The sequence below is a fragment of the Variovorax sp. 22077 genome (genome assembly GCF_052044195.1).
Lineage (GTDB): Bacteria > Pseudomonadota > Gammaproteobacteria > Burkholderiales > Burkholderiaceae_C > Variovorax > Variovorax atrisoli.
In genome coordinates this window covers 1-11,505 of record NZ_JBQEQC010000020.1, presented here as the reverse complement: position 1 = coordinate 11,505, position 11,505 = coordinate 1, and the positions used below count along the sequence as shown (strand labels likewise).

12 protein-coding genes are annotated in these 11,505 nt (G+C 61.5%); 5 read left to right on the top strand and 7 right to left on the bottom strand.

Annotated features, from left to right (window positions below):
* Positions 1–129 precede the first annotated feature (129 nt).
* The 4 genes from ACTJLF_RS24930 (at position 130) to ACTJLF_RS24915 (ending at position 4,476) form a co-directional block, all read left to right on the top strand.
* A complete protein-coding gene (locus tag ACTJLF_RS24930) occupies positions 130–1,146 on the top strand; it encodes a Bug family tripartite tricarboxylate transporter substrate binding protein (protein WP_440884096.1) in 1,017 nt (338 codons plus the stop codon).
* 197 nt (positions 1,147–1,343) lie between these two features.
* Positions 1,344–2,339, top strand: a complete 996-nt coding sequence (locus tag ACTJLF_RS24925; protein WP_440884095.1) for a Bug family tripartite tricarboxylate transporter substrate binding protein — start codon at positions 1,344–1,346, stop codon at positions 2,337–2,339.
* Positions 2,340–2,472: 133 nt separating this feature from the next.
* The gene (locus tag ACTJLF_RS24920) at positions 2,473–3,804 is read left to right on the top strand and encodes a sulfatase family protein (RefSeq protein WP_440884094.1); all 1,332 of its coding nucleotides are present in this window, start codon (positions 2,473–2,475) and stop codon (positions 3,802–3,804) included.
* An 84-nt stretch (positions 3,805–3,888) separates the two neighbouring features.
* On the top strand, positions 3,889–4,476 hold the full coding sequence (locus ACTJLF_RS24915) for a nucleotidyltransferase family protein (protein WP_440884093.1): 588 nt from the start codon (positions 3,889–3,891) through the stop codon (positions 4,474–4,476).
* Here the strand turns inward: ACTJLF_RS24915 and ACTJLF_RS24910 are convergent.
* The gene (locus ACTJLF_RS24910; protein ID WP_440884092.1) at positions 4,434–5,246 is read right to left on the bottom strand and encodes a helix-turn-helix domain-containing protein; all 813 of its coding nucleotides are present in this window, start codon (positions 5,244–5,246) and stop codon (positions 4,434–4,436) included. The two genes, ACTJLF_RS24915 and ACTJLF_RS24910, sit on opposite strands and share 43 nt — an antisense overlap.
* Positions 5,247–5,305: 59 nt before the next feature.
* Between ACTJLF_RS24910 and ACTJLF_RS24905 the strand changes: the two genes are divergently transcribed.
* Positions 5,306–5,728, top strand: coding sequence for a VOC family protein (locus tag ACTJLF_RS24905; protein WP_440884091.1), 423 nt, complete (start codon positions 5,306–5,308; stop codon positions 5,726–5,728).
* On the opposite strand, the gene ACTJLF_RS24900 is transcribed toward ACTJLF_RS24905, so the two are convergent.
* From ACTJLF_RS24900 to ACTJLF_RS24875, 6 genes are all read right to left on the bottom strand, one after another.
* Complete coding sequence (locus tag ACTJLF_RS24900; protein WP_440884090.1) at positions 5,698–6,291, bottom strand: 2'-5' RNA ligase family protein; 594 nt, start codon at positions 6,289–6,291, stop codon at positions 5,698–5,700. The genes ACTJLF_RS24905 and ACTJLF_RS24900 overlap by 31 nt on opposite strands.
* A gap of 198 nt (positions 6,292–6,489) precedes the next feature.
* On the bottom strand, positions 6,490–7,938 hold the full coding sequence (locus ACTJLF_RS24895) for a hypothetical protein (RefSeq protein WP_440884089.1): 1,449 nt from the start codon (positions 7,936–7,938) through the stop codon (positions 6,490–6,492).
* Positions 7,935–9,098, bottom strand: coding sequence for a UvrD-helicase domain-containing protein (locus tag ACTJLF_RS24890; protein ID WP_440884088.1), 1,164 nt, complete (start codon positions 9,096–9,098; stop codon positions 7,935–7,937). The genes ACTJLF_RS24895 and ACTJLF_RS24890 overlap by 4 nt, the downstream gene beginning before the upstream one ends.
* Before the next feature lie 18 nt (positions 9,099–9,116).
* Positions 9,117–10,532, bottom strand: a complete 1,416-nt coding sequence (locus ACTJLF_RS24885) for a protein kinase domain-containing protein (protein ID WP_440884087.1) — start codon at positions 10,530–10,532, stop codon at positions 9,117–9,119.
* Between the two features lie 255 nt (positions 10,533–10,787).
* Positions 10,788–11,039 (bottom strand): hypothetical protein, encoded by a 252-nt coding sequence (locus ACTJLF_RS24880; protein ID WP_440884086.1) that lies wholly within the window; start codon positions 11,037–11,039, stop codon positions 10,788–10,790.
* Between the two features lie 98 nt (positions 11,040–11,137).
* On the bottom strand, positions 11,138–11,505 hold a 368-nt coding region (locus ACTJLF_RS24875), incomplete at its 5' end, for a hypothetical protein (RefSeq protein ID WP_440884085.1).

Sequence of the window (11,505 nt, the reverse complement as noted above, 5' to 3'; positions counted from 1 at the left end):
CTGACACGGCGTTTCCTCAGGACAATGGCCGCTTCAATATAACCAACTGGAATAGCTGGCAGAAGAGCTTTCAGTTGTGCCGCCCCCGCCGCGCACCTAGAGTTGCCCGGACAACGGAGACAAGACGACATGACCACCGGTTCGCCCAGCAACTCCTTCGGCGGCACGCGCCGCCGCCTCGCCGCTGCCCTGGCGGCCTGCGCCGCCCTTGCCTTCGGCGCCGCCGCGCCCGTGCAGGCCCTGGCCGCCGACGCGCCCTACCCCACCAAGGCGGTGCGGCTGCTCGTCAACTTCCCGGCGGGCGGGCCCATCGACATCCTGGCCCGTGCGCTGGCCGACGCGATGCAGAAGGACCTGAAGCAGCCCTTCATCGTCGACAACCGACCCGGCGCGGGCGGCAACATCGGCGCCGACCTGGTCGCCAAGAGCCCGGCCGACGGCTACACGGTGCTGCTGGGCATCGACAGCACCTTCACCATCAACCCGCACCTGTACGCCTCGATGCCCTTCGCGGCCAAGGACCTGAAGCCGCTGATGATCTTCAGCTCCTCGGGCCTGGCCTTCGGCGTGGCGCCCGGCGTGAAGGCGAAGACGCTGCCCGACTTCATTGCACAGGCCAAGACCGAGCCCGCCACCTTCAGCTCGGCCGGCAACGGCAGCCCGGGCCACATCGCCGCCGAGATCTTCGCGAGCGACACCGGCGCGAAGATCACGCACGTGCCCTACAAGGGCAACGCGCCCGCCGTGCTGGCGCTGATGGGCGACGAGGTGCAGGCCGGCATCCTCGCCACGCCGGGCCTGCTGCCGCAGGTGCAGTCGGGCAAGCTGCGCGCCCTGGCCGTGACCGGCAAGCAGCGCTCGCCGCTGCTGCCCCAGGTGCCGACCGTGGGCGAACTGGGCCTGAAGGGCCTCGAATTCGAGGTGCTCTATGTCTCGATGCTGCCGGCCGGCACGCCCGAGCCGGTTGCGCAGACCCTGCGCACCGCGCTGCAGAAGGCGATGGCGCTGCCCGAGATCAAGTCGCGCCTGGCCACGCTCGACATGGTGCCGCTCGGAGAAACCGGCGCCGCCGCCAGCGAGCACCTGGCCGCCAACCAGGCGCGCTACGGCCGCTTCGTGAAGGCCACCGGCATGAAGGTCGACTGAAAACGGCGGCAGACAAGGAAGACAGGGAAGACAGGCACAGGCAGAACAGCTGCGGAGGAAGGGTAATTCCGGTGAATGGTTGATTTGAACAATCGAGCGCGGCCTCTTCAGAATCGTCCGCAACTGCGGATCCCGCGGCCATACTCGATTGCCATCGATAGCCATCGCCTGAACGACGACACAAGGACCTGCCCAACATGCTGCCGACCCCATTCCGCCCCATCACCCGCCGCCTTGCCGGTCTGCTGGCCATCGCCGGCCTCGCGACGGCTGTCGCTACCGGCGCGACGGCCGCCGAGGTGAAGTTTGACACGCCCCTGCGCATCGTGGTGGGCTACGCCCCCGGCGGCGCCACCGACCGCGTGGCGCGCATCGTGGGCGACAAGCTCACCGCCCGCCTGGGCGTGCCCGTGGTGGTCGACAACAAGCCCGGCGCGGGCGGCCGCCTCGCCGCACAGCAGGTGAAGACCACCCCCGCCAGCCAGAACGTGCTGATGCTCGCCAACCCCGCCGTGATGATCGTGGCGCCCCTGGTCTTCAAGGACAACAACTACGACCCCGACCACGACTTCGTGCCCGTGTCGTACGTCAACGACTACAACTTCGCGCTCGCCGTGTCGCCCACCCTGCCCGTGCGCGAGCTGAACCACCTGCTGGCCTGGATGCGCGCCAACCCCAACCAGGCCAACGTCGGCGTGCCGGCCACCGGCAGCCTGCCGCACTTCTTCGGCCTCATGGTGGGAGAGAAGGCCAAGGTGCAGACCCAGGTGATCGGCTACCGCGGCTCGGCCCCGCTGCTGAACGACCTGATCGGCGGACAGATCCCTATCGCGGTGGACACCGAAGACGTCGTCGTGCCCCAGCACACCGCGGGCAAGGCGCGCATCCTCGCCATCTCGGGCACCAAGCGCTCGCCCTTCGTGCCCGACGTGCCCACCTTCAAGGAGGCCGGCCTCGACCTCGCCGCCACCGGCTGGAACACCTTCTTCGCGCCGGCCAGCATGCCCAAGGAAAAGGTCGAGCGCCTCGCGGTGGTGATCCGCGAAGTCATGCAGGACGCAGACACCCAGCGCAAGTTCAAGGACTCGGGCATGACGCCCGTGGTGAGCACCCAGGCGCAGACCGCCGCGATGCTCAAGGCCTACCGCGCGCAGTGGGCGCCCGTGGTGCAGAAGTCCGGTTACCAACCTTAAGCAAACCCCCAGTCTTCGCGCACTTCGTGTCGCTTCGCCAACCCCCTTGCAGGGGGCAACACCGGCGGCCCGGCAGAGCCGGTTCCGCGGTGTTCCCCGAACAGACCCCGAGCCTCGAAGGCGCGATCAACTTATGACCAGACCCAACATCATCTTCATCGTGGCCGACGACCTCGGCTATGCCGACCTCGGCTGCTACGGCGGCCGCGACGCGGTGTTCGGCCCCGTCTCGCCCGTGCTCGACGGCCTGGCCGCCAACGGCCTGAAGCTCACCCAGGGCTACTCCAACTCGCCCGTGTGCTCGCCCACCCGCTTCGGCATGATCACCGGCCGCTACCAGTACCGCCTGCGCGGCGCGGCCGAAGAGCCCATCAACAGCCGCAGCCGTGGCAGCACCACCCTGGGCCTGCCCACCGACCACCCCACCCTGCCCTCGCTGCTGAAGGCCAGCGGCTACCAGACCGCCCTCATCGGCAAGTGGCACCTGGGCTACCCGCCCGCCTTCGGCCCCCTGCGCTCGGGGTACGACGAATTCTTCGGCCCCATGTCGGGCGGCGTCGACTACTTCACCCACTGCGACTCCACCGGCCGCCACGACCTGTGGTTCGGCGAGGAAGACAAGCAGGAAGACGGCTACCTCACCGACATCCTTTCGAAGCGCGCCGTCGACTACGTCGAGCGCATGGCGGAACTTCAGAAGAAAGAGGACGACGCCCCCTTCTTCCTGAGCCTGCACTACACCGCTCCGCACTGGCCCTGGGAAACCCGCGACGACGCGGCCAAGGCCCCGAACATCAAGAACAACCTGTTCGACCTGGCCGGCGGCAACATCCACGTGTACCGCCGCATGATCCATCACATGGACGAAGGCATCGGCTGGATCATGGACGCGCTCAAGAAGCACGGCATGGCCGACAACACCCTGGTCGTGTTCACCAGCGACAACGGCGGCGAACGCTTCTCCGACAACTGGCCGCTCGTCGGCGGCAAGATGGACCTGACCGAAGGCGGCATCCGCGTGCCATGGATCGCGCACTGGCCCGCAGTGATCGGCAAGGGCGGCGAGAGCGCCCAGCTGTGCATGACCATGGACTGGTCGGCCACCATGCTCGAAGCAGCCGGCGTGGCCGCGCACCCCGACTACCCGCTGGACGGCGTCTCGCTCATGCCCGTGCTGAAGGACGCGAAGCAAACCTTCCGCCGCCCCCTGCATTGGCGCATGAACCACCGCGGACAAGAGGCACTGCGCGACGGCGACTGGAAGTACCTGAAGGTCGACGGCAACGAGTACCTGTTCAACATCCCCGGCGACGAACGCGAGCGGGCGAACCTGGCGAAGAAGGAGCCGGAGCGGCTGGCTGCGATGCGGGCGGACTGGCAGGCTTGGAATGCGACGATGCCGGCGATTCCGGAGGATGCGACTGTGAGCCTGGGGTATTCGGTCAAGGATATGCCGCAGAGGTGATCGGCGACGGCGGCAGGGCTACCATTCTGCGCTTTGCTCAGAGACGCGGAGCGGCATCTCTGCGGCAAGGGAAGCTGGACCTGTATGCCGACACCATCAACCGAAGAACTGGAGGAGCGCCTTCGCGAACTTGCGAGACGCTCCCCGTGGTTCGCACCCGCCCTGCGCGCGGTGCGTGACCAAGGCCTGGCCTCGTGGTGCATCGGGGCCGGTGCGGTACGCAATCTGGTGTGGGACGCCTTGCACCGCTACTCGACACCCACACCCCTGGCCGACGTGGATGTCGCGTATTTCGACGCGACGGACCTCACGCCCGAGCGCGACACAGAGATTCAACATCGCTTGCGCTCCGCCCTGCACGGCACACCTTGGGAAGTCACCAACCAGGCAGCGGTGCATTGCTGGTTCGAGGGGCACTTCGGGCATGCCGTCGAGCCGCTGTGCTCGCTGCACGATGCGGTGGCGTCGTGGCCGGAATACGCCACCTGCGTCGGGCTGACTCTCAATGAAGACGATTCGATCACCGTCATCGCGCCGCACGGCCTCGGCGACCTGTTCGGCTGCGTCGTGCGCCGCAACCCCGCGCGTGTGAGCCTGGACACCTATCGCCAGCGCGTGCTGCAGAAGAACTACGCGTCCCGCTGGCCGAAGGTCAAAGTGGTGGAAGCCTGATCGCGCGGCAGCGCTGAGGGCGGGCGGCCCGCCAGCCGACGACTCTCGCGCGCCAGATGCGGCTGGTCGGCGTAACCGGCCTCGGCAGCCAACTGCGCCAGCGGCGTCGATGGCTCCGCGCGCGCCAACTGCAGGAAGCGCTGGTAGCGCAGCAGGCGCGCCAGGGTTTGCGGGCCGTAGCCGAAGTGCTTCACGAAACGGCGGCGCAGCGTGCGCTCGGGCTGCTGCAGGCGCTCGGAGAGCCAGCGCAGCGGCGAGTCTTCAGGGGCCATGCCGGACTGCAGCAAGCGGAAGGCCTCGGCCATTGCGCCATCGGGCGCGAGATTCGCGGTCGGCTGCGACAGCGCAGCTACCCTGTGCAAGAACTGGGAGGGCGAATCCGCGGCGAGGCATGCCGCCGCGCGCGCACCCCACAGATCGCGCAGAGCAACGCGGCGATCCGCGAGCGCACTCATGTCGATGCCCAGCCACGCGGCCGCCGCACCGGGGTGGAAGCGCAGGCCCAGCACCCGCGCGCCGGGCCGCAGCGCTTCGGCATGCGGTTGCCGGTCGGGGCCGGCCACGCGCACCGCGCCATCGATCCACTGCAAGTCGATCGAGCCATCGGGCACCACAAGCAGCGGCGGCATGCTGCCGGCATCAGCGGGCAGCACATGCATCCACTGGCAGGCAAAGATGCCGCGCAAGGAAGGCGGCACCGGGACTTCGGCATAACGGCCGACCTCCTGCGCGAGCGGCGGCGTGGCCGTTTTGTTCAAGTCGGCGGACATGGCGTGGAGCAATCTCGGGGCTTCCATTGAACAACAACTGCGAAGCAGGAGCCTCCCGCATGAAAGCCCGTATTTCCGTTCTCACCATCTGCGTAGACGACCTGGAGCGCGCGCTGCGCTTCTACCGCGACGGCCTGGGCCTGGCGACGCCGGGCATCATCGGCCAGGAATTCGAACACGGCGCGGTCGCCTTCTTCGACCTGCAGCCCGGCCTGAAGCTGGCGCTGTGGCCGCGCGACAGCCTGACGCACGACAGCGGCATCGCGCGCCGCGGCAGCGCCTCGCCCGACTTCACCATCGGCCACAACGTGCACAGCGAAGCCGAGGTGCGAGCCACCATGGCGCAGGCCGAGGCCGCCGGCGCGACCATCGTGAAGCCCGCGCAGAAGACCTTCTGGGGCGGCTTCGCAGGCTACTTCCAGGACCTGGACGGGCATCTGTGGGAAGTGGTCTACAACGAGGCATTCCTGCCGGAAGACTGAAGCGGATAGGACGCCAGCACCTCGTGCCACACGGGCCGCGTCTTCAGCCACGAACGAACGAACAGAAACTCGCGCACCGGCCAGCGAACAGGCGGCATGGGCGGCGCGGCAGCCCCCGATGCCTTGCGGGCGATGGTGATGTGCGGCGCCCAGTCGTCATGGCGCCCCGACAGCCACGGTGCGAGCTGACGCACCACGGCTTGCTGCAACCGATCGAGCGCGGCGTTCGGCTGCGGGCGCACCACGGCAATGCCGTTGTGCGGCCACACGCCGGACCAATCCAGCAGCAGATCGAAGCCCTCTTCCATGCGCAGTTCGCCCAATGCCTGCCGGATGCCTTCGACGGCAGCATCGCCGTGCGGCGAGATGTGGCACAGCGTCATGTGCAACCGATTCGGCTTAGGCAAGCTGGGCTTGGGCTGCGTGCGCCAGACCCACTGCGCGCGGTGCTCGGCGATGGCGGCCTGCACTGGTTCGTCGGGCTTTAGCCAGGCGTAGAGCATGGGCATTTCCAAGCGCGCGCGGCGTGCGGCGTCGGCGGGGGTGAAGGGCTCGATGTCCATCGCGCCATTGAACACTAGGTGGAGGGGCAATGCTTGCCGGCACCGCGTCCCCAGCATCCCCATTCCGTCGCGTTTCTGCACGGCACTGACGCCACCACTGCGGCGGCTCTCGGAAGAAGGACAGATGGCGAGCGCTGTTGATTTCCACCCGGAAGTGGCCCAGTAAGGGCCTAGGTTAGGGCTGCATGGAAATCAAATTTAAGTGCTCTCTGCGTCGCGCTTGCCCTTTTTGCTTCGGGACGCTTTGCCCGTGGTGACGGTTGAGCGGTTCTCAAGGTCGAGTGATTGTTGAGATTTTGGGTCCCGCACAACATAGCGACCACGCTCGGAGGACTCCTTGCGCACCTCGTGTCCTCGAACTTGTTGGGCAACTTCGAAGATTTGGTTGATTGCATCCGTCAACGCACGCTCCCTCGCAGAGGTCTCAGGAATAACGCGCGCATCATCACCTCCGCTTCCTTGGACTAAGCGAACCTGCAGCACAACACCTGGTACGACCTCGACCCCAAGTGTGCGCGGGAGCATCTTGGGCAGTTCTATCAGCAGGTCCAAGTCGTCGAGCGAACCAGCAAGCCATGCAAACTCCGCCCATCCAATGTCAGCTGATGGGGTGTCGGTCCATTCGAACCGTGGCTTGAGAAGACGCTCCGCACCTTTGACGGCGCGCAGCCAAGCACCATCCCAGTAGCGCGACCCTGCAAAGGCGGCTACTAGACCAAACCAAGCAAATGCCGCAGGCGCTGCCCTTCGAAAGCGATTCAATAGAAACGCATGAGACGTGCTGCGCCCCACCATGAAGGCAGCAGCCGCGAGCACGAACGCGCCAGACGACGCCAACTGCGGGGCTGGGAATCTGAGAACATCGTCGGCGAGTTTGTTGAACGCCATAACGCGCTCTTCCGCAAAATCGCTTCGGAGCCCCGTATATCCCTCTAGGAAAAGGCCTGCTTCTACAGACACGTCGACTTGGTCGCGAAAAAATCTGCTCGCCGCATCAGCCACCGCGAGAACTGACTCATGCGCCTCGAAGTGGGCCTCAATTTTGGCGTTACATAGAGCCCAGATAGGAGTGAGTTGAGAAACGGTTACTGGTCTACGGGCGAACCTCAAATCGCTCGATACGGTCCGAAGCCTGTCCATGCACTGCTGCGTCGCGTCGCCGCGGCCAAATAGGTGGGAGGCTCGTCCAACAGGCAATGTCAGTGAGCTTGCGAGGCGGGACAGCGGCATGTTCCGCAAATCGACGTCTGACTCTGCTTGTGCCAGCACCTCGCCAACCGAGACGGAAGCCCACCGCTCCGGATAAAAGTCCCCAACTTGGGTCGAGCTATTTCTCTTCGACGAGAACGTAACCCAGTCACTGAGCTTCACTACTCGCGCGAACTGGCTTATGGGAAAGGCTTCGTCGGCGAAAGCACGGAGCCACGACATCGTTTCGATGGAGGATTCGTCCTCAACAATAACCAAGGAAGGGCCAGACATTGGGGACACAGCCCCGTCATCCAGGTACCCAAGCGCGAGCCTCCCTGCTTGAAGGTCCCGCAGAGGCGGGGTGCTGAAAGACAGCCCGTTCGGCGATGCTTCGCCGAGAAGCACATCCAGTAAATCTTCCCTACTGACGGCGAACCATCGAATCACTTCGGTCATGCGTCGTCTTCCTCAAAGAGGGCATCCATGTCCATGAGCGCAGGTTTCGCAAAGGCGTTCTCGATGGCTGTACTAGTCGGCCCCGTCCGAAACACGTTCAACGCCGTGCGCGCTCTGGTGATACCTGTATAAGCCAACTTGGTTCGGCGAAGGGGAAACCCATGAAGCTCTTCTGCAGCGAAGATGTGCACCGCCCGGAACTCTGTGCCTTTCGAGCCATGGAGAGTCATAACATGAATTCGTGCATCTGACGAAAATGACCCCCCCCCTTCCTGGCCGTGGTAGGCGACCAAGTCGGCAAGGTCGGTTTTGTCGAATCGCTTCTTCAGTTCCGCGATCGCCTCATTGGTTCCGGCGAACACGCCGATATTGTCATCGTTGAACGCCACCAATTGAACACGAATTAGCTCTTCCATCTTAGCGAACTGCTCGTCGCGGCTATCCTTTGGATGCAGCTCAGCAGTCGACTTGCCTTGTAGCTTTTCATTGTAGTTCGCTCGAGCGGCAAGCCCCGTAGCTCCTCTGGGAGGTGGGATCAATCTATCTGCTACTTGAGCAATTCGCTGACCGATGCGAAAGTGACTCGTCAGCTCATGCTTTTCCAGTTTTAATTTCTTCGCAATAGACAGACCATTTTGATCATAAATACCCTGCTTATCATCGCCGCAGATGCAGATTTTATCGCTCAGACAGAGTAATTGCTCCAGTTCATCTGCCGAGAGATCCTGAGCCTCGTCGACAAATATCGCGCTATACATCTTCTCCGAAGGTCGCTTTAAGTTCGCCTCCTTCAGTTTTTCAAAAATTTCGGCTCGAGTCGCCTCATCAAAAGAACTCCCCTTAGGCTTCTTGCTAACGCCTAACTGGTCAATAATGTAATTTCCCGCCCACGAGTGGAACGTCATCACCTGCTTCGGGGAGATGTGCCCTGATTTCCCAATTCCCGATCGAATGAAGTCGCAAAGAGAATTTGTAAATGTAATGATTAAAACGTTTTTTTCACCATTACCTGCCAGGAACTGGGCCCGCAACAGCAATAAGTTAGTTTTTCCAGAGCCAGGTGGACCGATCAACGAATAGCGCCCCTCAGGTGGCAAATTAATAAATTCTATTTGCTCCGGAACCAGCTCATCCTTTTTCCGCCACCAACTCGATTTCATTTTTTCCGCTCTCCTTGGTTAGATCGAAATGCCTTGAAGCATGTTTGCATCTCCGCCCGCCGCCTCAATACGCGAAATTGCGAGGCCTATCAGTTCAGCAATATTGTTTGCGATAGCTGTTACTATTTCGTCCTCGTTAGCTCCGATGCTCATCTCCAAGCAAGCCTTCATCGGAGTGTCTGGATGCCTAGCTGTGGATGAATTCGAAAGAAACATTGCCCCAATCTCCATTAAGGCAGATTTTTCATAGATCCCAGATTTCCAGGAAATGTCAGCATCGATTCGAATGAGAATTGTTTTTCCCGGGCTGACAGTGAATGCAATATTCGCTGGACTGATCGCATAATCGGTAATCATGGTTACCGGAAGCTCCGTTCCGCAGACTGCAATTAATTCAGTGCGGACTCTCTCAAATATTCGAGTGCAGTACTCCTGTCGCTCGTAAGAAAGTCGCGCAGCAGAAGTTGTTTTTGAGACCGCCCCCAAATGCCCCAGTCCTTTGGACAATTTTTTCTTCAGGGCAACCAATGGATCTTCGACCTTGTTAAATTGAAATTCATCCCAACCAACCAAGGATAAACGAGTGTCGAGGTCCTTGGTCAAACAGCGAAGTGCAAGAGCCTTTTCTGCTACAAGGCGCTTCGTATCGGCATCGGAAAAACTGGGCTGCTTCGTGAGAACCGCGCGAGCAACCAGCCATCGATTCTCGAGGAGAATTTCATGTTGAAATAACGCCTCCTTCTTAATTAGATCGTGCAAAACCGCGCCAACCTGATAGAAATTTAAGCCTTTCCATAGTTTTTCTGTGGGCTCATCGAGTCGAAATAAGTACTCCGGCGAACTATATTGCGCAGTTGCAAGAAAAGGTCGACCCACGCCTGCATCGGTTATTGCGGCATTATTCTCGTCAGAGTTATCAAAATCTCTGGCGACACCCAAATCAAGTAACTTTAACTCTTGGAAGTCGCTGGATACATGAATATTCTCTGGCTTGATGTCACGATGAACAATATTCATGCCTTCAAGATATTTGACTGCATCGACAAGCTGCCCCATAAGCCGACCGATGGCGTCATCTGGGACATCACCAAGTTTTCTCGAAAGCTGTGGCCAATCGTTAAATTCCATTTCAACAATCGCCGTGCCCTGCGATTCATCAGCAAAGTAGGTCTGAATAAGACTGGGGCATTTGTGATCAATTAACCGCCGTTGCACATCGAGCCGTCGCTTGCTCGCAGCGGCGTGGCCCCCATCAAACAGTTCAGGATTGAAAATTTTAACGGCCCTGAGTTCGCGCTTTCTTTGAACTTTGAATATTGCCGCCGAACCTCCCGCATCAATAAAATCAACCGACTCATAGCCACCGGTAGATTCCAGATGCTTGATTAGGCGTTCTTTGAGATTTTCAATAAGCTCTTCTTCAAGGGCTGGCACGTCTCACTCCTGCATTAAAAATATTGGCCTTCGACAGCTGAAGGATTAGGAACTCCGCTGCATGAATTCTTCGTGATCGCGTTGAACCCCAAAATTCAGATGCGGAACCGTCATCAGTGCTTAGCGGCCCTTGCGATTCCCTGCCATTTGTGCCGTGGAGCCCGATAAGCCCTTCTTTGCGGACGCCATGCCCGCTGCACGCGCCGCCATCTAGCCGCCGACAGTTTGGGCATGACTGACCATGCGACCCACGAGTCACACGCGGTCACCGCTGAAGTCATCGGAAGTAGCGACGATTTCTTGCTGGCCGCGCCGTCGAAAGTCCTTGCTATGCAGTTTGTCGATTTCGGCAAACTGGGGACTTACACGAACTTCCTCTCTTGGCCACGATTGCAGCCATCGGCCGAACGAATAACAGAACCAGGAGTTGCGCATGGGAAATGCCATTGGCAGTGCGCCGCACATCAGGGCATGTTGTTGCCCGTAGAGCGAGTTTGGAATCGGCATGAGAACCCTCCTCAGCGCGACATTAGCGGAGAGGAAAGTTCTAGAGCATCCCGTCTTTGTGGGATGCCCGGGCCCGTCAGCCGACCCCGGTCGAATCCCTATCCCCCGCTACTCACCTCCAACAACATCTCCGCCTCCCGCGCCAAATCCGCAGCAATCCAGAGCATGTTGTCCCGATGCTTCTCCCCCGCCTCGTCGAACCATCCATTGCCGTCGCCATAACAGCACCACAGCAGCGAGTTCAGCTGCGCCAGTTTGATTTCGAGTAGTTCCCTCGCCTCGTCGGGCGTCGGGGTGGGCGCCGTGGGCTTGGTGGTGGTGCCGCGCGTGTTGGTGGTGGAGCTGCTGCTGTTGCTGCTGCCGCCGCTGCGGCGGGAAGATTGGGGCGTAGAACGCCCGGCCATAATTCGCTTAGACATCATGGTCGCGCTGCTTGCGAAGCGGCCGGTCTCCGCTGACGTAGGTT